Source organism: Enterococcus sp. LJL128, from assembly GCF_056924295.1.
In genome coordinates, this window is record NZ_JBXPBP010000001.1 from 83,985 (window position 1) to 109,792 (window position 25,808).

General features: G+C 38.0%; 27 protein-coding genes. All 27 read right to left on the minus strand.

Annotated features, from left to right (window positions below):
• Window positions 1–4 precede the first annotated feature (4 nt).
• The 27 genes from AC1Z3K_RS00430 to AC1Z3K_RS00560 all read right to left on the minus strand — a co-directional run bounded on the left by AC1Z3K_RS00430 (window position 5) and on the right by AC1Z3K_RS00560 (window position 25,776).
• Window positions 5–1,504 (minus strand): hypothetical protein, encoded by a 1,500-nt coding sequence (locus AC1Z3K_RS00430; protein WP_461731465.1) that lies wholly within the window; start codon window positions 1,502–1,504, stop codon window positions 5–7.
• Window positions 1,505–1,519: 15 nt separating this feature from the next.
• Window positions 1,520–1,816, minus strand: a complete 297-nt coding sequence (locus tag AC1Z3K_RS00435; protein WP_426081771.1) for a hypothetical protein — start codon at window positions 1,814–1,816, stop codon at window positions 1,520–1,522.
• Window positions 1,809–2,510, minus strand: a complete 702-nt coding sequence (locus tag AC1Z3K_RS00440; RefSeq protein ID WP_461731466.1) for a DUF5081 family protein — start codon at window positions 2,508–2,510, stop codon at window positions 1,809–1,811. The genes AC1Z3K_RS00435 and AC1Z3K_RS00440 overlap by 8 nt, the downstream gene beginning before the upstream one ends.
• Complete coding sequence (locus AC1Z3K_RS00445) at window positions 2,507–2,812, minus strand: WXG100 family type VII secretion target (RefSeq protein ID WP_461731467.1); 306 nt, start codon at window positions 2,810–2,812, stop codon at window positions 2,507–2,509. Before AC1Z3K_RS00445 ends, AC1Z3K_RS00440 begins: the two co-directional genes overlap by 4 nt.
• Window position 2,813: 1 nt before the next feature.
• Window positions 2,814–3,218, minus strand: coding sequence for a hypothetical protein (locus AC1Z3K_RS00450; protein WP_461731468.1), 405 nt, complete (start codon window positions 3,216–3,218; stop codon window positions 2,814–2,816).
• Between the two features lie 177 nt (window positions 3,219–3,395).
• The gene (locus AC1Z3K_RS00455; protein WP_461731469.1) at window positions 3,396–4,715 is read right to left on the minus strand and encodes a glucosaminidase domain-containing protein; all 1,320 of its coding nucleotides are present in this window, start codon (window positions 4,713–4,715) and stop codon (window positions 3,396–3,398) included.
• Between the two features lie 122 nt (window positions 4,716–4,837).
• Window positions 4,838–5,215, minus strand: a complete 378-nt coding sequence (locus AC1Z3K_RS00460) for a hypothetical protein (protein WP_461731470.1) — start codon at window positions 5,213–5,215, stop codon at window positions 4,838–4,840.
• Between the two features lie 22 nt (window positions 5,216–5,237).
• On the minus strand, window positions 5,238–5,558 hold the full coding sequence (locus AC1Z3K_RS00465) for a hypothetical protein (protein ID WP_461731471.1): 321 nt from the start codon (window positions 5,556–5,558) through the stop codon (window positions 5,238–5,240).
• A gap of 14 nt (window positions 5,559–5,572) precedes the next feature.
• A complete protein-coding gene (locus AC1Z3K_RS00470; protein WP_461731472.1) occupies window positions 5,573–6,301 on the minus strand; it encodes a hypothetical protein in 729 nt (242 codons plus the stop codon).
• A gap of 51 nt (window positions 6,302–6,352) precedes the next feature.
• Entirely contained in the window at window positions 6,353–6,769 is a 417-nt protein-coding gene (locus AC1Z3K_RS00475) for a hypothetical protein (protein WP_461731473.1), read from the minus strand.
• A gap of 106 nt (window positions 6,770–6,875) precedes the next feature.
• Window positions 6,876–7,328, minus strand: coding sequence for a toxin-antitoxin system YwqK family antitoxin (locus tag AC1Z3K_RS00480; protein ID WP_461731474.1), 453 nt, complete (start codon window positions 7,326–7,328; stop codon window positions 6,876–6,878).
• A 106-nt stretch (window positions 7,329–7,434) separates the two neighbouring features.
• Window positions 7,435–7,791, minus strand: a complete 357-nt coding sequence (locus tag AC1Z3K_RS00485; RefSeq protein ID WP_461731475.1) for a hypothetical protein — start codon at window positions 7,789–7,791, stop codon at window positions 7,435–7,437.
• A 34-nt stretch (window positions 7,792–7,825) separates the two neighbouring features.
• Entirely contained in the window at window positions 7,826–8,029 is a 204-nt protein-coding gene (locus tag AC1Z3K_RS00490) for a hypothetical protein (RefSeq protein WP_426081780.1), read from the minus strand.
• A complete protein-coding gene (locus AC1Z3K_RS00495; protein ID WP_426081781.1) occupies window positions 8,026–8,559 on the minus strand; it encodes a hypothetical protein in 534 nt (177 codons plus the stop codon). The genes AC1Z3K_RS00490 and AC1Z3K_RS00495 overlap by 4 nt, the downstream gene beginning before the upstream one ends.
• A gap of 9 nt (window positions 8,560–8,568) precedes the next feature.
• Window positions 8,569–10,083 (minus strand): hypothetical protein, encoded by a 1,515-nt coding sequence (locus AC1Z3K_RS00500; RefSeq protein WP_426081782.1) that lies wholly within the window; start codon window positions 10,081–10,083, stop codon window positions 8,569–8,571.
• 17 nt (window positions 10,084–10,100) lie between these two features.
• Window positions 10,101–11,390, minus strand: coding sequence for a hypothetical protein (locus AC1Z3K_RS00505; protein ID WP_426081783.1), 1,290 nt, complete (start codon window positions 11,388–11,390; stop codon window positions 10,101–10,103).
• Between the two features lie 17 nt (window positions 11,391–11,407).
• Window positions 11,408–12,097 carry a DUF5081 family protein gene (locus AC1Z3K_RS00510; RefSeq protein ID WP_426081784.1) on the minus strand — a complete coding sequence of 230 codons (690 nt, stop codon included), beginning with the start codon at window positions 12,095–12,097 and terminating at the stop codon, window positions 11,408–11,410.
• Window position 12,098: 1 nt separating this feature from the next.
• Complete coding sequence (locus AC1Z3K_RS00515; protein ID WP_461731476.1) at window positions 12,099–12,398, minus strand: WXG100 family type VII secretion target; 300 nt, start codon at window positions 12,396–12,398, stop codon at window positions 12,099–12,101.
• Window positions 12,399–12,413: 15 nt separating this feature from the next.
• Complete coding sequence (locus AC1Z3K_RS00520; RefSeq protein WP_426081786.1) at window positions 12,414–12,818, minus strand: hypothetical protein; 405 nt, start codon at window positions 12,816–12,818, stop codon at window positions 12,414–12,416.
• Between the two features lie 241 nt (window positions 12,819–13,059).
• Window positions 13,060–17,568 carry a type VII secretion protein EssC gene (essC, locus tag AC1Z3K_RS00525; RefSeq protein WP_461731477.1) on the minus strand — a complete coding sequence of 1,503 codons (4,509 nt, stop codon included), beginning with the start codon at window positions 17,566–17,568 and terminating at the stop codon, window positions 13,060–13,062.
• Window positions 17,569–18,792, minus strand: coding sequence for a type VII secretion protein EssB (essB, locus tag AC1Z3K_RS00530; protein ID WP_461731478.1), 1,224 nt, complete (start codon window positions 18,790–18,792; stop codon window positions 17,569–17,571).
• Window positions 18,779–19,054 (minus strand): EsaB/YukD family protein, encoded by a 276-nt coding sequence (locus tag AC1Z3K_RS00535; RefSeq protein ID WP_426081790.1) that lies wholly within the window; start codon window positions 19,052–19,054, stop codon window positions 18,779–18,781. Before AC1Z3K_RS00535 ends, essB begins: the two co-directional genes overlap by 14 nt.
• Window positions 19,044–19,511: a hypothetical protein gene (locus AC1Z3K_RS00540; protein WP_461731479.1), complete on the minus strand. Its 468-nt coding sequence runs from the start codon at window positions 19,509–19,511 to the stop codon at window positions 19,044–19,046. The genes AC1Z3K_RS00535 and AC1Z3K_RS00540 overlap by 11 nt, the downstream gene beginning before the upstream one ends.
• The gene (esaA, locus tag AC1Z3K_RS00545; RefSeq protein ID WP_461731480.1) at window positions 19,508–23,041 is read right to left on the minus strand and encodes a type VII secretion protein EsaA; all 3,534 of its coding nucleotides are present in this window, start codon (window positions 23,039–23,041) and stop codon (window positions 19,508–19,510) included. The genes AC1Z3K_RS00540 and esaA overlap by 4 nt, the downstream gene beginning before the upstream one ends.
• 186 nt (window positions 23,042–23,227) lie before the next feature.
• A complete protein-coding gene (locus AC1Z3K_RS00550; RefSeq protein ID WP_461731481.1) occupies window positions 23,228–23,524 on the minus strand; it encodes a WXG100 family type VII secretion target in 297 nt (98 codons plus the stop codon).
• A 286-nt stretch (window positions 23,525–23,810) separates the two neighbouring features.
• Complete coding sequence (locus AC1Z3K_RS00555) at window positions 23,811–24,551, minus strand: LytR/AlgR family response regulator transcription factor (RefSeq protein ID WP_461731482.1); 741 nt, start codon at window positions 24,549–24,551, stop codon at window positions 23,811–23,813.
• A gap of 217 nt (window positions 24,552–24,768) precedes the next feature.
• Window positions 24,769–25,776: a branched-chain amino acid aminotransferase gene (locus tag AC1Z3K_RS00560; protein ID WP_426081795.1), complete on the minus strand. Its 1,008-nt coding sequence runs from the start codon at window positions 25,774–25,776 to the stop codon at window positions 24,769–24,771.
• Between the last annotated feature and the right edge of the window lie 32 nt (window positions 25,777–25,808).

The window sequence follows — 25,808 nt, forward strand, 5'->3', positions numbered from 1 at the left end:
ATCATCACCTTATATTTATATGAGTTACATTCGGATTAGCCCTTAATTGTGGAAGTTCTGTCGACCAAAAGATTGTCTTAGGTTTATAAATATCAGGTACATTCTTAGTGAAAGCTGTAACTGCTCCACTTGCTCCGTCCGCATATCTTGAAGATAAATTTGACCATATTTTATTTGCATCACTTTCACTTAGTCCCCATTTACTATATTCATAGGTACCATCAGAAAGTTCTTTAAAGAGCTGTAAATCATCCATCCATTTACCACCTGGAGTTCTTTCCAAGGTTAATTTTGTCACACCTTTATTTTTAAATAATTGATCCGCATAAGCTTCTGCCATTTCTCTCGCAGTAACAGTTTTCATTTGTCCAGTAGCTTTATCATAATATTGAGTTCTTCCAGCATAGAATATCGATTTATTTTTCTTCGTAGAAACGTCTAAATTTTCTGATAGCTGCAGTAGATACTCTCCTTTTTTCTTTGGATCTTTAATCTCATTGAGTCTCTTTGTTACATTATTTATAGAATTCATAGACTTTATGTTTTTAGCCATATGAGTTAAATCTTTATACTTCCCTCTGCTAGAGTTTTGCATCATCTTCACGATATGCTGCGTCTTAGTATCAGAGACACCCTTCACTAGATTCACATTCTTACTAAATGAAGTCAGTCCTTTCACGCCACCGACAACTCCGATTGTACCAAACACACCTCTCGTCCAGCGTTCTCCTGTACCAAGCTCACGTCCGCTGACAAAATCCTTACCAAATCCTGCACAGGCTAATTCATAGGCACCAAATGCCGCACCGAGGGCGAAGCCTGCTGGTGGAAATACGAAGCCGACAGCCACTGTCACAACAGTAGAAACAATATTGAATATCAGTTCTTTCTTGTTCTGCTTGTCTCGAATGGATTCATACTCAAACGCACCTGAATGAATTGCACTGCTTTTATAATCGGCATAAGTCATTTCAGTGTCTGGATTGGAAGCTTTATAGTTGGCCCATTCTGTCGACATCATATCCGAAACTGGATTGGCGCCGTTAAAAATATCGTTTAGACTGATACTACCTTTTTCGAATAACTGTTCTTCTGCCATACTGGAAGAAACCTGCACGATACGCTTTTCTTTGATTCCCAATGTATTTTTGGTTGTATAGCTGTCAATATTCAGCCCTTCCATTGTTTCTACGTAGTCATCAATCTGCTTGTAAAATTCATCATCAATTTCGTCGCATAGGACTTGATTTACTTTACTTGTAAATGTTTTTAATACATTGAATTTTTCTGCAATCTCGCTGTATTTTGATGTGTAGCTCGTATGAGAAAAGCTGATAATTCCATCCTCATCATAAGTATCGATGTCAGATTCGGCCTTTTCAAGATTCTTGGTGACATCCGTCAACTCATCTGTGACACCTCGACCCCAACCGGAGCCTATCAAGGTACCGATGGTTGTGCCCATCTTTTCCCAACTGCTTTCAGTATACTTTACATCTGCCATTTATTCACCCCTTTTCTATGGTCTCACCGGTCCAATTTGTTTTGCCAGTGTTCCATCAGCTTCTGCCATTGTTACCCAAGTCATCTGCAGTAGTTGACCCAGGCGAGTATAATGCTCAACCGCGGCATTATATTTTCCAGGCACATTTGCTAATGCTTTCACCGCACTATCTGCCTGTCCGTCTTTATAAAAATTTAGCTCACCAATTTTAACTGCTTCCTGTGTTGCTTTTTCCAGCAAAGCTGCGATTTCTGATAACTCATTAAAGAAACCTTCAATTTCGCTTTTATCAAAACTTATCTTTTCAGACATTTTGCTCACCTGCCCCATATGGAATTTCCAAACTGTCAAACAGCTCTTTCATCAGCCAATACTGACTTGCCCGATAATAGCTTTCATCTTCAACGGATACACTATACAGCTTGTCTTCCTCTACAAAACAAAGCCAAGCACTTTTTTCATTTTTCTCAATGCTATAAACTTCTAAAGACAGCGCATTATCTGGTATGTCCTTATCAAGAAAGCTTCTTCTTTCACGATTACGCGCCTTTTTCAAGACAAATTCTGTTTCATCTGCCAACGGTTCTCTTTTTACAATTGCCAAATGGTCAAATAGCTCTTTCATTACTAGATATTTGTCAATCACACGTAGTACATAATATTCCTGAGGCTCAATTTCAGTGAGTACAATGCACATATCTTCTTCAAGCTCACTAAAGGCAATCATTAGGTTATTAATCTGAACATATTTTCTGGAAGCCGCATATTCCTCAATGGATTTAATAATTAAGTAGCCGCCGTCCGTTAGATGACCTGCTTCATCCAAAATCCCTTTTTCCTGAATCTTGGCTTTTGCTTCGTCTAAATAATTTCGATCCATCATGCCATAAAGTGAACGATCAGGCAGTCCAAACAATGCTTTCGCCTGAATCGCATCACTTAATAAAAAGAGTTCAGTTACATGGAAAACGTCTTGCGTATTTAAGCCTTCAACCGTTGTACTCATAGGCTCTTCACCTTTGCGACCTCAGCGTTGCTTCCATAGCTGCTAATTCCTTTCGTGATTTCCTTCAATGCTTTTTTCTGCTTTTTACTCGCACTATACAAATCTGCATGGTATTCCTGAAGGAGGGTTAGATAGGCTGTAAATGATTTTTCAGCGTCTCCTTCCCAGCCAGAGCCCTTTACTTTGCTAAGCAGTGTCTTTGCCTTCTGACTCGATTCTTGTAAATAGGTGGTCATATTTTCAGCATAACCAATTGCTGTTGTTACTTCTGCTTCTGTGATTTCCAGTTTCGACAGTCCCATACTATGCCCTCTCCTTCATGCGCTCTTCTCGTTCTTTCGCTTCTTTTCTAGCTTTGGCTTCCTTCGCAGCTTTCTCCTGTGCCACTTCGGTATTTACTTTATCGATATAATAGTTTTTACGCTCTAAGGCTTTACTTTTGGCTGTAGCCAAGCTCTCTCTCTTCTCCGATTCTTTTGCGATATAGTCACTAAGCTTACCTGTCAGCTCTTCTCTTTTTGGATCGAAATCATTAGAAGGTATTTTGCTATTGGAAAAATTAGAAACATTGCTTTTATAGGTATTAAAAATTGATTTGGCTTCGCCTATTTTTTCATCATGCTTTGAAAGTCTTTTCGTCAACTTGTCATACAGCTTTTCATACTGATTTGCTTTTCTTTCACTTTCTCTCGTAACTATCCAATACATACAGTTACCCCTTTCTTTTAATCAAAAAGACACGCCAAAGAAGTCTTTGACGTGCCCAAAAAGATTACAACTTACTTATTTACTTCACTCAACCTTTTTATCCAACGTCAACCTATTATTTTTGCTTTCTTTTCTATCTACTCCCAAGATTTGAAAAGCTGCTTCAATCGATTCAGCCTATTTCGGTGTGATATAGGTCATGATATCGGCTGTGTTTTTATCCAATAGACGGAAGGAAACCATTCCCAAGCCCGCTACATTCATTTCGGAAATTAGGATTGAACCATCCTCATAGACATGCTCCACAAAAGCTACGTGACCATAAGTACTGTCTGCTCCAGCTACTCCAGGCTGGAAACAAAGCGCAGTCCCGGCTTTTGGTTCATGGGATACTTCATAGCCTCTGGCCTTACCAGTTGCACCCCAGTCCATACCGTTCCCCATATTCACATCTACGTAGCCATCTAGTTGAATGATTCGATTATAAACATATTGCGTACAGTTACCAGCTGCATAATACTCCGCTCCTGAATAGCTCTCACCTGCATAATCCTTAAAATCACTATCTGGATGATTATCCGTAATAATGATTCCTGATGCAGCTGCTGAAGGCTCAGCCTTGTCGTATTCAGTCAGTTCATATTCCTCAATAAAGGCTATTAATTTTTGATCATATTGCGTATCCGTTGCGTAAACTCCAGTTAAGGCCTTAGCGGCTTCCTGATAGCTGACCGCATGTTCCTTCCAGGTGCCTTCATAAATCGTTGGATTCCACTCTGTTCCTTCTTTAAGAAGGTTGGCATAATCTTCAAAGGATTCTGTATAGCCTGGATATTGTTTAAAGGCCGAATTGATTTGATACCAGTTGCCTGATCCATCATCTTCATAAGTCGGAAACGTCACTGATTGCCCCTCATAATCTCCCTTGATACCAAATAAGTTGAAGTACGGTTCCTGACTCAGCTGACTGCCGCCTGAGCCTGTTTCCAAGATTGCCTGAGCAATCATTACCGAAGCATACAGCTCAAATTCCTGTCCAATTCTTCTAGCCTTTTCACCAATTCGACGAACAAAGCTCTCTGTTGTTTCATCCCGATTGACATTGATTGGACTCGGCAAATTCAAGATTGGATCCACTCCAGCTCCCGTATAGTTTGGTGCTGGACTAACTGGAGCAGGCGCTGCCGGTTGAGCAGGTGCAGGTGCCGCAGGCTGTGCAGGTGTATCCGGTACTGGTGCCGGTGTTTCTACCGGCGGTGTTGGCTCTGCCGGCACACTTGGTTCAGTACTTGAATCTGTCGTCCCAGTCTCTCCCGGATTACTCTCTTCTGTTGTATCAGAAGTATCTGTACTTTCTTCCGTACTGCTGTCTGTCGTTTCGGTAGACTCTTCTACCGGATTTGCATTTCCAAGCTCTGATCCAAAAACCAGAACAGGATTAAAGGCGCTGCTTACTATAATTGCTAATGCACCTGCCATAAGTATCTTTCGCTTCATAATTGTCTAATTACTCCTTTTGTCTTCGCATTTTTCATGACTATCTTACAATAAGTACACGTTTATTCTTACTAATCTTTTTATGTAGCTTCTTTTGAAAATACATAGTTTTTGATAGTTGTTTAATTACAATTATTTTTAATCATCCAATCCAACAACTTTCGAATCTCTTCCCATTCAACTATTATCTTTTTTAGTTTCAACGTTTTTATACAAATAGGGGGATATAATTCGTCAGCTTCAATGAGACCTTCAAACATATCAGAAATAGTAGTATACTCTTTTTCAATTTCTAAAAGAACTCGTTCGTTGCCAATTGCTTCAAAATTACTTTGCTTCTTTTCTACTTTCACAATTTTTTGCATAATATCAGTCAATGAAATCAAAGAACTATCAACATTAAGCAAATCCTCTAGTCCAATATACGCTGGATTTTCAAAACCGATTACAGGTCGTTTTTTGAACCCTTCAACATCAAAAATTTCATAGCTAATTTTCATTTATCGCTCCTGTATTTCCCACCTAAATCACTTGATACATTCCAGAAAAATCAAATGATTTTAATGGTTTCAGTGCTGAAAAGAAGCCTCTTTCCCGCAACTCTTTAATTGTTTTAATAATGTCTTCTTCCTGACACTCATTGACTAAGATGAGGTTAGGAACCATTTCATAAAAGCCGTAATCCTTTATTTCTAATTCAAAGTCTTGTTTTAAGCGAATCATTGTATAAACATTTAATTGATAAGCTTTGTTTTCAATAACTACAAATACATCTTCTCGATAACCCTTATTAAAACTTTCATAGGTCATTACCTCTGAATTATTTTCAAAATAGACAATCATTTACTTCCTCTTACTCACATAAAATCTAAAATATTTTCAATACTTTCTTTTATTCCTTCTGAAAAGTCTGAAGAGTTAGTTTCCAACCTTTCAACTATCTCTTGAAATTTAGCTTCGAGAACTTTTTCTTTTTTATCTGTTAAATCCAAATCTAACAACTGAATGAGATTTAAATAATCTGTTAAAACTTCTCTATTTTGCTTTATTTCTTCATTTCTATCTTGAACAATATATTTGCTTTCTGGCAATACATGTCGGCTCGAATTTCTTAATAAAAAACCAAGTAGTTGATTTTCTCTAAGAACAAAAGAAAAGTCTTCAGTTAATTTTACTAAAACAACCTGATTAAAATCTTTTAGCTCCTCATTGTAGGAAAGCAATATATCCTGATTTTTGTAATAAATCGTTTGATCACTGAGATGCATGAATAAATTTCCTTTATCTTCCAACTCTAGCGTTCCTTCAATTGTTTCTAGAGAATATGAGAAGTTGTTGCTTTCGACAATGATTGGTTCACTAATTTTGATTATCGCTGAAGTAAGCAGCATACTTTTTCTGTCAAATAATAGAGTATCATCCTCAGAGAAAAGCCATTGAAAACTACCATATGATTTAGGTATCTTCTCTTCAATTTCTTTATAGTTCTTTTCTTCACCAATCCATATTTCCTGACTAGCTGGATACCATCTAACGATTGAATAACCAATTCTTTTACTCTTCAATTTACTAATTGATATTTTCATCAATGAACCTACTCAAATAAATTATTAACAACATTTTTTCTTTTCATCTTTCTAAATCTCTATTTCAAGTGCACCTTCAACTTTTATAAATGTACCAACGTCAATACTGACATCGTTCTCAAAATCAATAGTTAATTCATCAGAAAGTCCTTGAACACTGCATAAGAGAGAATCTTCATCTAGCACTTTTTCTACTTTAGCTATTGTTGTTATACTGGATGAATCTTCAATCGTTTGCACAAAACTACTTTGCTTCTCAATAACTCGTTCATAGTTTGTTACCAAATTTATTTTAAGCTCACCAATCAGTTCATCTCCAATATAGCGTTGACTTTCCATATCAGTCTCTAGGTACTCCTCGTACTCGATAAAATGAGCAACTATCTCTTTTTCTAAATTATCATTAATCAGATGAATCCATCTTTCATAACCATCAGCACGAATAGATAAAACTTTATGATTTTTCACTGCTAATCTCACCTAATTCATTCTTCAGAAAATCTTTAGTTATATATATCAACTACTTCAAGCCTCATTTTTTCACCTGAATACACCCTATTTTCTGGTCTATTAATTAACCAAACTTTCTTGCCATCATTTTATCAAAATCAGTTGGCTCTTTTTTTTCATCGATAATTTTTCCTTCTTGATTATACTCAACAAAAGTCATCAAAAATCCGCCTTTTCGTTCTTCAACTCGCTTGATTTTACCATCTTCGTAAAACTCAACTTGCTCTCCATCTGATACATTTTTATCCATGTTGTTAATACTTTTCACATGTCCATTTGGATAGAACTCCACTAAAGGCCCTTGCTTCAAACCATTTTCAACAGTCATATACATATCAATATTTCCATTATCAAACAAATCATAGGTTAAGCCAGTAAAAATAATCTCATTGTCTTCTTGGTCGAAGCTAACTATTTCTAAATCATGCTCCCCTCCATAAGCCAGTTCTTCGTCAAAATTTATACCATGTTTGAGTGTAGATTCCTTAGAAAGAAAATCGTAATCTTCATTATTCATATCTCACTACTTCCAATGAGTAATTAAGTGAATGTTGTTTTTATTTCAATTCAGTAATTTAGGACATTTTTCTACTAAACGACCTATCATAAAAATCTATTTCTTATTACAATTTCTCGAAAAACTTGCCATCCTGATTCATTATTACACTTTTAGGATATTCTTTTTTTAAACCAGAATAAAACTTTTGTACCAATACTTCACTTTGTTCATCGCTTCCTACTTCAACATCTAAAATATAGTTAATTTTCAGTTGATATTCAGAAAGAATTTCAGCATTTTCAGATGCATAATAGTCTAAATCAGAATCAAATTCCGCATAATTAACCCAGATTGTCGCTTCACCATCTTGAATAGTATAGTGACCGTTACTTGTCTCATATCCTTCTAAATGTTTTACAATCGAATCCATTTTTTCTTTTGAAATATGCTCTTCTAAAAAAATTTGATAGCTCTTACTCATTTAAAACTCCATATTATTTTTGGTGTAATTGTGACTATTTTTTAACAATACTATTAATACCTTCGAAAATGACATCACGTAATACTTCGTTGTAAGTATCATAGTTTTTGTCAGCTTTAATCTTGTCAAATACTTGTTTTATTACACCATCCACCATTATGGTTAATCCTTCAACCTGTTCCTCAGAACCTTCTTTATTAAATAATTCGTTCATGATTGTCAAATTATTATCGCTCATTTGTCCATCTCCTCAAACTTTCTTTTTTCTTGATTAAACTTTTTTGAAATTAAATCAATATCATTATCCATCCAGTATTGATTTGACTTCTCTATATACTTAGCAATTCCTTCTGTTTTTCCTTTCCAGCCATCAGGAACATATTTTTCATAAGGAACAGCTTCTGGATACTCAGAAATTAGCTCATTATTTATAAAATCTACGTATAAACTTGGCTGTAATGACAAAATAGTATCATCATAGTGATTGTTCAAAACCCATTCATTTAAAACCTCTGTTTCAATAGAAAAAGATTCATAAGGTTGTAGGTATTTTTGGTAATTATCTTCATCAACTACTGCTATATTATTTCTCAAAGATAAAATATAGTCTAAATCTACATCATAACCCACGTTTTTATAAGCCTTTTGATACTTATAAATATCTAAAATCCATATATCTTGAGGAGTTAAATACCAACGGAAGCCATTCAAACTGTTCACACCAACAATTATATTTTCAGCATATTTTGGTTGTAATATCTTCATCATCTCCTATACTTATTCCAGTATTTTAGCAGAATGTGCATATTCTTCAAGCCATTCTATCCAAGGATCCGAAGGAAGTTCATAGCTTACTCCAGGTGTTGTAGGATCAACCAGTTTAGGTGCCATTCCCCCTTGATTTTTCGGATTTGTTTTATAGCCGTATTGATCAACCATGTTTTCTTTAATAATATCATCTAGTTCTTTTGGAACTTGAAATTCAACAATTTCTCCACCAGGTCTAGCAGTATCTCTAAAATATTGAGCGTGTTCTAAATCATAAGCACTAACATTTAAATCCGCTGTTTTATTTGGAATAGAAATTGTTCCATCAGCATTTACTTTTATCCTGTATTGGCTTGTTTTCCCTCCAGAACCTCCGCCTTGAACTCTATAGTATTTAACAGTTTCATCTGCGTTACTTACTCTACTAAAATTACTAACTTTATTCTTCACATAATTTGTCGCACTTTTGACATTCGTCTTAACCGTATTATACCCGTTTTTAAGTTTTGCTGGTATCGATGTCAATGCATTTTTAAAGTTGGTAATGCGTGTTTTCGCCATATTTTTAGCCGCCAAGGTCATATCTGATAGATGCTCCAGCTTACTGGCACCACCTTTAAACGCATACTTCATAGCATTGGCTTGCTGAGTTGCCTTACTAAAGGAACGCAGCGCAGATACATCAAAGGCGATACTGACAACGGAAAGGGCTCCTCGTGTCCAGCGCTCCCCTGTATCCAGCTCTCTGCCGCTAATCCAGTCCTTCCCCGTCAGGGCGCTTCCCAGTTCAGCAGATGCCAATGCAATGCCCAGAACTGCACCGGCTGGTGGACAAACCAGACCGACTACTAGGGTCACAGCGGCCAGTCCCAAATTGACCCACATTTCTTTTTCCATTTGCTGATCTTTAATTGATTTATAGTCGAAAGCACCTGTATTTAAGGAGGCAGTTCTAAAATCACTGTAGTTGTCGATCATATCATCTTTATCGCCAGTGTAGTTCACCTTGTATTTATCAAAATCGGCTTTCAGCTGCTTACCCAAAACAGTGTCTTCTGCAAACAAATCATCTGCTGTGATACTGTCTTTTTTCTTTGTAGATGTTTCAAAATTGTAGCCATCCTTAGTTGTCACAACTATTTCTGTTGAACCAATAGTATTATCGGTAGAATAATTATTAATCGATAAAGCTTCCATTGCTTCTACATAGCTGTCAATATCCACATGAAAAGGATCATCAATGTGTTCATCAACAAGGTCATGCGCTTTCCCGCTGTATGTATGGAGCACATCCAACTTGTCGAAAAGATCATTCAGCTTGCTTTTTTTACTAGTATGGGAAAATGAAATCACACCATCGACATCTTTTTCTCTGATTTTTTCTTCTGCTTCTTCCATGTATTTGTTGATATCTTTCAAATCATCAAATACTCCGTCTCCTGCGAACCAGCCTGTACCAATCAGGTTTCCCAGTCCGCTTCTCATTTTCTCCCAGCCGCCAGAGCTGGTTTTTACATCAACCATGTAACGTTTCACCTCCGCTATCCTTGTCCGTATCTGTTCATGATTGCCTGAGCCAGACCTTCGTCTGTTTCAACTGCTTTTTCTATCGTTTTCGTTACCAAACCTGATGCGCGGTAATAATGTCCAATAATCTCTTCTGTCTTTCCAGTCACCTGTTCCAAAGTTTTACAGGCATCTTTAGCTTTTCCATTGATATAAAAATTTGATTGAGCAACTTTTTCTGCTGCGGGAACGATTGTCTCTGTAAACTCAGTTAAAATCTCTTCGAGTCCATCAACAATATCCAGCATTCCCTCGATATCAAATTTCACCATTCCTGCTCCGCCAAGTGCACCAGCTACTGCTCCAACTATTTTGTTCAGCCCGCCTTTCGTACCAGCAATTCCAGCCGCAACGGCAGCTGCTGCGGCGCCTCCTGCCGCTACAGCACCAGCGGCTGCTTCTCTGGCTACTGGGTTCGCATGAGCAGATGTCCATACCGGTTGGGGCATACTACCATAATATGGAATAGACTGATAACTGCCTCCTGACGGATAATTTTGATAGCCTCCACTTGATTGCGAAGTATAACCTCCTGAACCTTGATTAACTGGTCGAAGGCCAGAAGCGGAGCCAGAAGCGGAGCCTGACGCTTGTCCTCCTGGGCGATAGATAGGGTTGGCCTCAAGTGTTTGTCCGCTTGAGCCAGGACGAGTCATTTTATCCGTTGGAACTGCTTGACCACCGGGCCGATCGAATGTATCGGCCTCGAAGGTCTGTCCGGTCGGCCGCTGCATTTTATCCGTTTTTACATTTTGTCCTGCCCCTTCAGTTACATTATGTGCTTCTAAGGTTTGCCAGGTTTGTTTGGATTCAAATGTCTGCCCGCCGGGCCGATACATTCTATCAGCAATTCCTTGATTTATTGGTTCTTGACGAACATATTTGGCTTCAAGAGTCTTTGCACCATTAGTAGAAGCCGACCCTTTTTTAATATAGCTAAAGCTGTTTTCTTTCACATTCCCTTTATAAATCAATGGATTTAAACCGTTCTGCGTACCTGAACCAGTCTGATTAGACTGATATAACGGTCGCTTTAAATCTAATGTCTGTGCAGGCCGCTTATTGATTGATGATAAAATATCCTGTCGGTTATGCCCTGTACTCGGTCGGCTAAAACCAAAATTCTGAGCAGGACGTTTCCCACCATAAAGCATTCCCTGAATATTTTGCCGGTCACTTGAACCAAACGGCTTATGCATTGTTGCTGTAGAGCCTTTACTTATCCCTTTATATTCGACTGTTGCTCCTTTAATGACCTTTGTCATAATGAATTCCCACCCTTCTATTTTTGATTTTTGACAACCTCTTCTATGGAGATATGCAGCGCCTCAAAAACTGTTTTCAAAAAATAGTATTGGCTGAACTGATAATATTTCTCTTTGGTCACATCAATCCCAATCAGCTTTTCTTCTTTTTCAAAAAATAGCCATTGAACATGCTTTTCTTCATTTTGAATATCTTCCTCTTTGAAGATTTCCAGATTAAATATGTCTTCCGAAAACAACTCTTTTTCCCATTCACGCCTTGTTGCATTACGCAATCGTTTAGTACTATACTCCATGTCTTCCGGCAATGGTTCTCTGTTTATCATAGGAACTGTTTCATACATCTCTTTAATAAAAGACAGCTGATCATAAACAATCAATTTATATTCTTTGGTACTTTCGATTTCAGATAGCACAATTAGGTGTTTTTTATCATTGGAGAAGGCAATCATTATATTGTTAATTCTAAGATACTCTGTGCTGACACAATATTCCTCCAAAGCCTTAACTACGTAAAATCCGCCTTCGGTTAATCGGCTTTCTTCACTTAAAATTTTCTTTTCTTTTAATCTTTTTTCAGCTTCCGAGGCAAAAGCAGAATCAAAAAGCATCTCTGATTTTTTATCCGGCATGCCAAAAATAACTTCTACTTCAAAAGCCTCCGCCAGTAAACTTAACTCTGCAAATGAAAATGTTTGATTATTCATTTTATAGACTCCTTACTTTAGAAGGCTCTGAAAGATTATCAAAAGAAGAAATATTACTTTTTAAATTTTTCACTGCTGTTTTTTGAGCTTTCATTGCTTTATTCAAATCTTCATGGTACTGATAAATTAAATCCAGATAGGCAACAAATGCTTTTTTATTTTTTCCAGTCCATTCTGTAGCCTCTACTTTTGCCTTTAAGCTTTTGGCTTTCGTCAGTGTGTCTCCAATTCCTTTTTTCATCGTTTCAGCTGCTTCAATAACCTCTTCCAGTTCGTTACCTTGAATTTCAATTTTAGACATACTACCAACTCCTTCTTATTTTCCAGCCGCTGCTTGCTTTCTTTTTTCCTGCTCTTCTTTTTTCTTTTTCTCTTCTTTGGCTTTGCGATCTCGTTCCTCTGTAATCGCCAGCTGTTTATATTTCTCATATTGTTCTTTAGCTTTATTTTTTGCTGTCACTAAATCCTTCTTTTTTTCCTTTTCACCCTTGATATAGTCATCCAGCTTTTCTGTATACTCCTCACGCTTCTGATCAAAATATTGCGAGGGAACTTTCGAATTAGACAAATTGGGAACTGCCGATTTATACGTACTAATACTTGATTCAGCTGTCGCTATTTTGGACTCAACCTTTGATTGATAGCTTTTCAACGAGTTATAAAGCGACTGATAGGTATCTCTCTTTTCCTCAGTAGGTGTCTTGCTAAACCATCCGAACATAATTATTTCCTCCTTTATTCCTATACAACTAGCTTTCCTATCTTCTAAGTATTTATCTATCTGCGAATCTGTTATTCACTTGGCTAAAGATAAAGGCCATAGTGCCTTTGCCACAAACTTTTCAAAAACGGTTTTTCTTTGCAGGAAGAAGGAGCTGAAAGCATTCAAATTTTCAAGCTACTGCCTTCTCCGTTTGTTCCTATGTATGGGGTGAGTCTCTAAAGAGATTCACCCTATTTTTTTACTTTATAGACAACGATATTTTCAATTTATCAGCAAATTCGCTTTCTACCAGATAGCCTTCTGTATCATCTGGCGCCGGCTCTTTATAGCCAAGATTAGAAGCTTTCAGCTGAGACTGATCTGCAACTTTTCCAAGAACAATTCCTTTGTCGAAAGATTTCAGAAGCTTGCTTAAATCGTCGTAGCCGTTCACTGCATTAAAGACTGAACCATACAAGAGATACACGCCGACCTGGGCGCCATTTTGTATGATTTGAATAAATAACTTCTCTGCTTCCTTATCAATATCTGCAAGGAAATAGGAGATGTTAGGGATAACGAGAACCAAAGGTTTTACTTTTAGGAGGAACTCCTTCAGATTTGCAACCTCGCCGCTGTCCTTCATATCCTCATAATCATCTTCTCTGTCTTCAATAAATTCGATGATTTTTTGACACATTGACAGGAAGTTTTCTTTTTCAGAGCTGTAGCCAAAAGCTGTTTCCTGATATTCTGCCAGATTTTCTTCCTGATCATCAAAAATCATATAATCATAATGATTTGATTCAGCAATAAAGCCTTGCAGACTATGCATACAGTTCACTAAACGTTCATACTTTGGTGCAAAAACTGGTAAATGCTTGTAGGCTGCAAAAGAGACAGTGATTGGTTCTACCGTTTCATAATGCAGACCAATCGGCATATGACCTTCTGAAATAAGCTGCTGCACACGTTTTTTCTGCTTGAATTCTTCAAAATAAAGAACTTCCGGCACCATTGGTATTTCTTCAGGGCGTTCACCTGTCCAGTAGGCATCCATTTCCGCAACCTCGTCTTGAATGGCTTCAATGATTTGTAGTGTATCCTCCCCTGCAGCCGGTAGAGCTGTTTGGAATAGCTCAGGTTCTTCCAGCTTAATCAGTCCACGCCCTGGCAGGTCGTCGATAGTCAATGTTGTACGTCCCACAATTGAGCGCGGCTCTGCATCATCAATCAGCTTCAACGCAATTTGCAGCTTGATGTTGCTTGAAAGGTTCATCCGCATAGAATTTTGACGTCCAGCCGACAATACCAGATGAAGGCCGATACCGGCTCCTTCACGGGCAACCTGTGTAATCACTTTGTCCAGAAGCTCTTCAAACTTAGCTCCCTTCATCCCTTCGTATCCATCCAACAGGATTAGGATAATCGGCTCTTCTTTGCCGCTGGCTTTTTCATACATCTCCAGACTGGCTACAGAAAACTCACTTAGCAATTTCTTACGGCGTTTCAGCTCATCGCTGATTCTTCGTGCGAATTTAGCAATTTTTTCTTCTTCATCAATGCTCATCGTATCTGCTACATGAGGCAGCTTCTTCAAAGGCAATAATCCATTGGTTCCAAAGTCCAATAGATAAACGTTCAGGCGTTCCGGATTGTGCGTACGAGCAAGGTCCATAACCACCGTCTGCATAAAAGTACTTTTTCCATAGCCTGGACTACTGAATACAGCAATATGTCCTTCGTGCGTCATGTTCACGTTTAAGGTTTCCTGCGCCTGCATACTTGGAATATCAACTACACCAAGGGTAGGTTCTAACTGTTGTTTCTCTGTTACCCAAGCTTCCTTGAAATTCGTTGGATGCAGCTCGCTGACAATAATTCTTTCTTCCAGCGGCGGCAGCCATGGTCTTGGCAGCGGCGTAATATTTTCCTGATTTGCTACATCATGAATTCCATCGATAATTGCATCCAATTCAGTTGGAATCTGTTTGACATCTTCTGCATTTTCCAGTCCGCTTAAATCTTCGCTTAGGATTTCGTACTGTCCCAGCTCATTGACTAGATAAATCGTATGATCCTCAATCTGCTGATCGTCTTTATCCGGCTGATAGTCCGCCCCGCTCCATGCACTTTGGAACAACTCATAAATTTCGTTATTCCCAACTTGAAGATAAGAACGTCCTGCCTGTGTGATTTCAGCAGCATCTGCTGTTTTCAGCATTTCCATACTATCGGATTTGTCGGCAACCTTCAGACACAGCTTGAATTTCGAGTTACTCCAGATTTGATCATTTACTACCCCAGAAGGCTTCTGAGTTGCTAAGATTAAGTGAATTCCCAAAGAACGACCGATACGGGCTGTTGAAACCAGCTCCTTCATAAACTCCGGCTGTTCTGATTTCAGTTCGGCGAACTCATCACTAATCAGGAATAAGTGAGGCATTGGTTCATCGACATCACCGTTTTTGTATAGCTTCTGGTACTGGTTAATATGGTTTACGTTGTTCTCTGAGAATAAACGCTGGCGTCTTTTTAACTCGGCATTGATAGAAATCAAGGCCCGCATACTTTGTGCGCCATCCAGATTGGTAATGCTTCCCAGCAAATGAGGCAGGTTTCTAAAGAGATTGGCCATCCCCCCGCCCTTATAGTCAATCAGTAGAAAGGCAACATCATACGGGTGAAAATTCACAGCTAAACTTAGGATATAGCTTTGAACAATTTCCGATTTACCTGAACCTGTCGTCCCGGCAACTAGTCCGTGTGGTCCATGCGCTTTTTCATGGAGATTCAGATAAACAATATCATCCTTCCCGCGAAGTCCCAGTGGTACCGCCAGTGTTTTATGCGGTGAATTTTGTGCCCAGCGCTGCGTTACATTGAACTCATCGAAGGTTTCAATCCCATACATTTCTAAGAAAGTAACAGATTCCGGAATGCTGGATTTTAGATTTTGTAAATGATTCAATGGCGCTAGTAAACGAGGCAGAGCCTCCTTATCAAACCCTGCCGGGAAATGATCCAGCTTAAATGCCGTGTTCATCAATTTTCCTTGTTCCAGCAAAAGAACTCCGGTATTTCGGTCGCGGATATCAATAACTGTCTTGATATTATCTGATAAGCTGCTCATAACATCTTCTACAAAAATCACGCTGCAGCCTAATGCACTAGGGTCCTCATTAAAGAATTCCATAATGACATGGTCAAGAATCAGCTTCTCATCCGTAATCATAACTACATAGTGCGGGGTGAAAATTGTACTATCGCGACTTCCTTTGTTTTCTTCCATCGCATTTTTACGATTTTTCAGAATCTGATTCAGACTGTTTAGTACCTGATCCCGACTTCGCTGATTATAAACAAATCCACGAACATTAACGTCCTGCAGCTTCGCATGAGGCAGCCAGCGCATCCATTCCCACTGGTCCTTCTCAGCCTCAGGAAAAATCGAAATAAACTGTAAGTCATGGTAGCTGTGGAATAACGACAGCTGATTTACCAACAGATGAAGCTGCTCCAACACAAGATTTCTCGGGCCAATGTAGCCTACTGGTCCGTGAACCAGATTAGCCAGAATCGGCATATCCTCCAATTGAAGACTTTTGAGATACAACTCATAGCCCAGCTTTTCAAGTGCATCTGTTTCTTTCCCACGCTCACGGTTGGAGTAGTCAATGTTGCTTGTACTATCTACTCGTCCTAAACCAAGACGATAGTATAGAAAATCAAAATGCAGTGCTGTTTTTTCATAAATTCTCGGGCTATATGTTTTTCCCATTTCCAAAATCTCTGAAACATTCGGATAATGGTAGTGCTGACCTTGCCGCTGTTTTTCATTCAGCTGATACATTTCAACTGACTTATCGACTAGGTATTGGTTGTATTTGACTTCACGATCAATCAAGCTTTGCTTATGTTCCCTTTTATTTTTAAAATAGTTCTGAACAGAAAAGATAATCGTCATCAATGTAGTAGCCGCACTGGCAATGACCAGCATCCCGCTGGAACGCATGAATGCCATTACCCCAGTTACCGCCAGCATAGCAAGAGGCGGAACAATGATTTTTATCAGTTGTTCTTTGGGTTCTTCTTTTGGATCGCTAGGCGCATTAATAATGACCTTTTCTTCTGGTTCCCTGTAGATAATCCGCGGCGAGCGGTGAAAATCAGGATACTCATCATACATTTCATAACGGGAACGATAAATTTCACAAAAATTAGAATTTAGTACAGTTCCCTGCGTTGCATGAATTTCATGTGCGTAGACTTTCAAGGTATGTCTGTCAAATGACAACTCGTCCCCTTTTTCCAGCAAGTATTCTGTACCCGTTATCAGCTGATTGTTCAACGTAATCGTGCCGCCCAGCAAGGTCATTTTCCATTTTTCGCCGGATTTTTCTAAAACTGCTGAAAACTCAGAGTCAGCAATCGTTAGTGATGCTCCTTTTTCATTTCCGATAATAATTTCTTTTTTATCCAACAAATCAAAAATCTTCATTTTTTCAGCGGCTGTCAGTAGAATCGTTAGTTCTTTCCCACTATTCAGCGAAATTTGATGACGCTCATTTTTTGATACTGCTTGTTCAGTATCACCATTTTTCAACAACCATTCACCATCGTAGCGTAGAGAAAGCTGCTCCTCTTCCGACAGCGGCAAGTGAAGATCGGCCTGATTATCATTAGAAAGCAAAAACTCTTTCTCTTGATCGAGTAGGAGCTGATAGCGATAGCCTTCAAAATAGATGACCGCTTGCATTTTTCCCATCTAATTGCCCTCCTGCTGCGTGCTTTCCGTTGTCTGTTCGGCTTCTTCTACACCTAGGTCACGTTTTTCACGATATTTTTGATAATCATCTTCCAGTTTAGAAATTGTTTCTTCTTTTTCAGTTCCTGACATAGCAGCATCATTACGAACTTGTTCAATTTTCTGTGTAATACCATAAAGAATCAAATCAGAATCCTCTAACTTTTTCGCTACGTCCAATGCTTCATCCAAATTTCCCCGGCCGTTTTCAATCCAGTAATCCAGATAATTTTCATCTGAGCGCAGGGTAATATTGTTTAAAACAACTGTTTTCTGTTTATCTTGTAAAGCTTCTCCCTGGACAAAACTGTATGCTAGTTCATATTTTTGCGTATAAGGAATAGCATCTGTTTTTACCGGCTCCAACGTTGTAATAACTGCTTCATAGTCATTTTTCAAAAAGGCGGTATCTGTGTCCTGCATCCGATCTAAAAACGGCATTCGGAAAAACAACAGATAAATCAGCGGAATAGCCAATGCAACAGCTAAAATAGGCAACCAAATCGACAGCTGTTTCATCACTGTAAAACGTGTCTTACTGACCTTCCGCGTCGTTTTCTCTGTATGCATCACTGTTTGGTCATAATTTTCAATCAGGTACTGTCTGATTTCTTCAAAACTGCCCAAATTAATAACTGTTTGAATAAATTTTGACCCTTTTTTGATATCCAGCTGTCCTTCATACAGCTTAGAAAAATCTTGATTCCCTTCAAATAGAGTAATAATCAAGCTTTTGTACTGACGCAGCAACAACTCTTCATTAATTACTTGAGGCGGCATTTTCCCTTCCAGCCCCCGATAAGCAATAACCGGCATTAAATTGTAATCAAAAAGAATATTTTCTGGATGGATAAAAAATGTCAGCGGTAATTCCAACAGCTGCTTCACTGTTGCCACATTGACCATTGCCCGTAACTTATCTTCCTTTGAATGAGAAGTCAGCTCAGAAAATGTGATTTTTTCCTTTGGCAGCTGATAAGTAAACGACACCGCATCCTCTTCCCAATGAATCTCTGTTGCCATCAATAAAGGATGGGCCACCTTTAATAAGGCTAAATCTTTTTCTTCATGCACCTGTACCTCTGATTTGCGCAGCGTAAGCAGCCAGCTTGCCGCGTTCTTTGTATATTCATACGTATGATTCTCAATCGTTACTGCTGCCAATGTTTCTTTAGCTGATTCCATGTACTTGCTCCTCCAACACTTCTATAATATCCCCGTCCGTAATCGGGAAATCTTTAAGCCTTTTTTCTTCATCTAAAAGTATTCCTTTATTTGAAACCTTCAACTGATACTTTTTCAACTCTTTATTTCTCCCAAATATCTGGTTTAGCTCTCTGATAAAACGATAAACCGTAATATTATTGGGAATACGTAAATCAACCATTTTCTCTTTATTATCGTTATAAACTAATGTGATATTAATATGCTCTTTGCTATCTGCCATCTGCTTTTCCTCTTTTTCTTGAATGATACAAAAACAGTGCTGCACCAGTCAGTATCGCTGTTCCTATAAGTAGCGGAAGCAGCGAAGGCGGAGCAGCAGCGGGTGTTCCCGCTGTCTCCTGCTTTGCCAGTTTCACTGTTTCCCCATCGGCAAACAGCTCCTCTGTATCAAACTCCTTCACTGCCGGCGCCTCAACTAAAAAGTATTCAGCTTTTTCCTGTTCTTTTGCTTGTGCCTGCACTTCTTCCGCATGCTTCACTCGTTCTATCATTTCTGCATCAAATAGACGGTCTTCAGCAATGAAGCTTTGTGTCTTATTATCTGCTCCCTGCTCTTTGTTAAGACGGTCTGTTTTTAAATCCAGCTCATTATCCAACAGCGTTTCTTTAGCTGCAGCAGTTTGCGAAAAGGTTCCCAAACCAATAATCGAAATTGCTAAAATCAGCCATTTTTTCATTTCTTAGCCACTTCCTTTGCCTTTTTCCGAGGCTTCCAGATGAAGATGTTAAACGCTACTAAGGCAGCAATAACCAGTACATATAAAATGATTTTCATAACATCCAACGGATTATTGGATAGGATATCTGCCAGATTATTTTCACCTATCGACAGCGGATTAATCTGTCGGATAAACCCAACCATCGGATTGTTTTCCTTACTCTTACCAATCGCATTCGTGACAAACACGTAGCTGATAAATAGGAAGAGACTCAATCCGAAACCAGCAACATGGAATTGTTTCAATGCATAATGGTTCATCAGTGAGAAAATCAGCATGAAAATCAGCACCATCATAATCCAAACAATCTGTGCCTCCTTGGTAATAGCAAGCTCACCGATGCTTAACAGCGCCAGTATCAGTCCAACTAAAACAGCACTTGTACTCAACAAGATAGTTTCCATAATATTGTCTTTGAACCATAACTGATCACGTTTGAATTTATCTTTAATTCGACGGACAACCGGCTGTGTAGCAAAGAGATAAGCAATAAATAAGCTCAAGGTGAACATTATCAAAATCCACGTAAACGGCTGATTAACTTCCGTTGTCTGAATGGTTGCCTCTGCATTACCAGTAACTGGATTGGCAATAAACTGCAGCAATGTGTTGTTCGGTACACCGTCTTCATACGCATTGTTTAATACTTTGACAAAGGCATCTACAAAGCTGGAATTATTTTCCAGTTCTTTATTCAGATCCTCCATGATTAAATCGGCATTGTTCGACAAATCTTCACTATTTTTCTGCGCATTAGCAACCTCTTTGTTAAAGCCGTCAAAGACGCTTTTCACGCCATTTGCTTCTTCCACATTTTGCTGAGAAGATTCTTTAACCATTTCTGATTGTGCCAAAATGGCTTTTAATGTGTCATTAATCGAATCAATTTCAGTATCCGTTTGATCGTTCATTGATTTGACTAGATCTTCGCTGGATTTTAATGATTCAGAAGTTTCCTGCCAGGTACTCAACAATTCCAACTGTGTAGCTACTGAAGAATTTAGGGTACTTGTATTACTTTGAATTTCTCCAAGGGTTTTATTAATTTGCTCATTTTTTGTTTCCATAGATACAGCAAGATCTTTTAAGGTATGCAGCTGCGTCCATTGCTTTTCAAAATCACCTTCACTGTTCATAAATGACTGATTCAACACAGACTTGAAAACGTCAGTTAGCTTCATATCAAGGAAGGTATGGAAAGTGATAAATGGATAATCTGAATATTCTTTTAGTTCTTCATCTACCGTTTTATAGAGCTCTAAAATTTTTCCAATTTCTTCAGAGTATTCGCGTTTGGCATTTTGATACTCTGTCGAAAGAAAGACAGATGTGTCTAGGGATTGCTCCCATTCAACATAATAACCAGCCTGAGCTCTCGTCAATGCATCTGCTGAATGAGGAGCTATATCTTCAAGAGATTCTGTGCTATCTCCTGTTTCAGTTTCATTCTCTGCTTCATTCTCACTAACTGAGCTCTCATCGGTTAAAAGGTCCGTTGATTCTTCAGACATTTCTTCAAGTGAGTCATCCGTGACTCCCTCAATTTCATCTGAGTTCGTCGTATTCATTGGCTGAATAAGTATGTTTTGCTCATCTTGAACTATTTCATATCTAACTGGTTCTACTGACCCTCCATTATCATCCACTTTTGACTGTACAGCCTTGATGGTCATAGTTGGGTCTTGTACAGATTCATCATACGCAGTTTCAAATTTATAATTAACTTTAAGCTCTCTCTTTGTTCCTTTAGTTACTATATATTTCTGTGGAACAACTCCGTCAGCCGTCATTCTTTTGGCATTATCAACTGACATGACATCCACACCAACTGGAGGATTAATATACAGGTAAGAATTTTCTCCGACATTTCTCCAAGTGATTTTAAAAGAACGGTTGTATTGAGAACGAGTAGATATATTCTCTCTAAGATTCAGTAGAGCATCATGTTTCTTCTTCAACTCACTATAGTAACTACCATATCCTGTGTCCACATCCGCATTATCTGCAGAAAAATCTAATAATGGCACTGCAATATAAGGATCAAGATCCTTCCACTGATCAACGCCATAATACTTATCATTTTCAGCAATAATCTGTGCATTGATATCATTGATTTTTTCATTAATTTTTCCTGTACCGTTTAAGTAACTTTCAATTTCAGTTAACGGATTTCCTAAGCCGCTAGTCGAATTCCAGTATGGAGCATTATCATAGTGGAAAATCGATGCAAAGGCATCAAACTCAGCAGTATTCCGAACTGGAAGTAAGTTTAATCGATCCTGCATTTTTTTAACATATTTTGTATTGAACTCAGAAATGTTTTTAAAGGCATCAGTTGATTCATTATTTTCTAAATCAGGATCAGAGTTATCATTTTTCTTCAGTACATCCCTCAACGTAATTTCCGGATACGTTTCTCCTTCTATAGGAGCTTTGTAGCCAAAGGAAAGATAAAACTGCTCTTCATAGGTTCCAAAGAAATTGTCCCTTAATTTATTCAATGCTTCAATTTGTTCTTCAATATCTAATTTGGATTGTTCGAAGTCTCCTGTCAGACCAGCCATCTGCTGGAAATACTCCCCTTCTTCCATTGAAATAAAATTATTCGTAAAGAATTCATTTACCTTGTCTACTTGTCCAAACAGCTGATTCGTTTCAGAATTTAAAATACTACTGTCTAATGAAAGCAATATCTCTACAAACTCTTCATATGTCAGTTTGCCATCTGCTCGCTGCTGCAGCAGCTGTTCCAGAATAGAAGAATAATCTTTATGGCTATCCACTAATGAAGTCGTTGTATCTGTAAAGCTCGTTAATAAATCAGCCAACAAATTATTGGACTGTAAAGCACTATCTGATTGACTAGTGATTGCTGGTAAATAGTTTTTAAAATCAATTGTCGGCTGATACAAGATATTCTGGAACTCGTCAACCGAAGCCGTTTGATTGGTATAAACCTTTTCAATATTTTTTTGCGCAGTAAACAAGTTATCGATAATACTAACAACATACATATCTACCAGCTGCTGATTCAGTCCGCTGACAATCCGACGCCCGACGCTCTTAGATTCATTCTCCAATGCACTATTGCCATTGGAATTAATTTTATAATTGATTTGAACCTTCTCTGGAGAAGTACTGTCTAACTCAAGTAATTTATCAGAAAAACTGCTGGGAATCGTTACTAATAAATTATATGTACCATTCTTTAGACCGCTCTCGCCTATTCCCCGAGATACTGTATACCAGTTATGATCGGTATCCTTCTCAATCTTCTTCACATAGTCAGCACCTAAATGATAGGTTCTGCCATTACGTGTTACCCCTACATCCTCATTAACTAAGGCTATGTTCAGTCTGGTTTCTTCTTCCTGTTCTTTTTTTGCAGAAATATCGGTGAAATCACGATTCATAAATATAAGGGTAATAAGAAGGATCACTACCATCCAAACAGACCTTAAAATATAATAAAGTTTCTTATTATTCATCTCCACTCTCCTAAAAATAAAATAAAAACTATTTATAACTAAAAATATAATTACATAAAAAACTAAATAAACTTCTATTAAAAAGATAAACTATTTTTTGGATAACAAAAAAGAATAGGGGGAGGTTGAACCCCCGCTCTATTCCTTCTGCGTTACTTTCATTCGTTACAAAAGTAACCGTTGTTTTTATTGTAAACCGTAAACTTTTGAAAGCTGTTCATCAGTTTCTCTCATGATTCTAGCGCTTTCGTTCAGTTGTGAATTGATATCTCTTAATAATTCAGCAAAATGTTGTACTTTTGGTGACAGTTCTTGGAATTGAGCATCAAATTGTCTCGCAGCTTCACCTTCCCAGATACCAAGGATTACTTGCTGTTCGTTTGTTAAATTTTGTAGTACTTGATCGATATCATCAGCACCTGTACCATATTTCTTTGCTGAATCTTCTAAGGCACCAAAATCCATTTTCATATTACCAGCCATTTTACATTCCTCCAATTATAATTAATATTTATATAGAAAGTTTCTTATTCTTTCTAACAGAGTAATTTTACCATACTTCTTTATTCATGGCATCTAAATGTAAAAACTTGCAGTTTATAAGTAAAAAATAGCGTATTATACAAATTTAATCATTTCGTTCAATCTGTTCGTTAGACGTTCTAAATTACTTTTTATTTTCACTAAAAAAACAAAAAAAAGCAGTACATTTTTTCTAGTATAGAAAAAATATACTGCTCTTTTTGATTTCTATTAAATAAATAGAAAACTACTTTATTGATTTTACTCTTCTTTGATTTACAAAAAAAGCATATTTTGATTTCAAATCTTCTTTAAAGGTTCTACTAATAGAAATAGCAGCTTCGCTGATCCCAGTTTCACTTTTCGTTCGAACGAATACCTCGCCATTGACCACTTTCGTCACATAGTTAAGATTGACTACATAGCTGCCGTGAATCCGGATAAACAAATCAGGATTTAATTTATTCATAATTTCAGACATTGTTAAATAACTCTTATAGATTTCATTTTCTGTGTGGATATAGGCAATTCTGCCTGACTTTCCGATATATGAAATATCATTCATTGAAAGAAGAAAGTTTCTTTTCTTAAAGGAAAACTCAAAATAAGGATGAATGGTATTAAAATATCTACGGGCCCGTTCAACTGTTTCTTTTAGCGTTTCAAATAGAACTGGCTTTAGCAGGTAGTCAAAGGTTTGAAATTTGAATACCGATGCCATCTTCTCCATATCCTCTGATAGAAAAATAATTAACGCTTCAAGATTACTCTCTCGTATAGCCTCAGCAGCTTCTATCCCTGAGAGCTGTTTTCCTTCAACTGCTAAAAAATAAATATCAAACCTTTCTTCCTCTACTCCTATTGCCTTTAACAAGTCTAGTCCACTATCAAATGTAGCCAGTTCATGTTCTTGACTTGCCAGCGACAATAACAGAGATTGTAAAAGATTCAAATCATCAATATTTTCATCAAATAATGCAATTCTCATTTCCCTCTCCTCCAGCAACCTTTTTCACCTTTTTAATTAGAGCTCCAACATGCTCTATATAGTTATAATACCACAAAAAGCCGAGAATTATTCTCAAAAAATGAAATCATTATCTTTTTACTTCGTTTATTTCACCTACAAAGGAAATAAAAAACAGTCTAAAGAAAATTTCTTCAGACTGTTGCAGTGATTTCATGTTTATAAAATAAAAAATATCTTATATCTTTTCAATCCAGCCTGCTGGTGCTTCCACATCACCAAACTGAATTCCCGTTAGTTCATCATACAATTTTTGCGTAACTGGACCTACCTCAGTTTCACTATAAAAAACATGGAAAGAATCAAATGTCTGGATGCCGCCTATTGGTGAGATAACAGCAGCTGTTCCACAGGCTCCAGCCTCTGAATATTGATCCAGCTGATCCAAATACACATCCCCTTCTAAAACTTCCATCCCCAGCCGATGCTCAGCCAGATAAAGCAAAGAATACTTGGTAATGCTTGGTAAAATCGACGGCGATAGCGGCGTTACAAAACGATTGTCCGCAGTAATACCAAAGAAGTTTGCCGAACCCACCTCTTCAATCTTTGTATGGGTTTCAGGATCAAGATAGATACAATCAGAGAATTTTCGTTCATGAGCCTGCTCTCCTGGGTACAAGCTAGCAGCATAATTCCCGCCAACTTTCACTGCTCCTGTTCCTTGTGGGGCTGCTCGATCATAATCAGAGACGATAAAGTTCGTTGGTGTCAACCCGCCCTTAAAGTAGGCACCAACTGGCATACAGAATACCGTGAATAAATACTCTGGCGCAGGATTTACACCAATCCCAGGACCAATCCCAATCAACAAAGGGCGAATATATAATGTCGCACCTGTCCCGTAAGGTGGAACATAATCACTATTTGCTCGTACCACCTCTTTTACTGCTTGAACAAACTTCTCTTCCGGCACTTTAGCCATTAATAAACGTTCTGCACTACGATTCATTCTCCTTGCATTTTCTTCCACCCGAAACAAGTTGATAGAACCATCTTTACATCGATAGGCTTTAAGACCTTCAAAGCTTTGCTGTCCGTAATGGAGAGCGGCGGATCCTTCATGAAGGTGCAGTGTATTGTCCTCCGTTAGTTGTCCTTCATCCCATTCGCCATCTTTCCAGATAGACAGATAACGGAATGGTGTTTTGATATAGTCAAAGCCCAAGTTTTCCCAATCGATCATTAATATTCCCCCTCATTTTTCAGAATATTGTA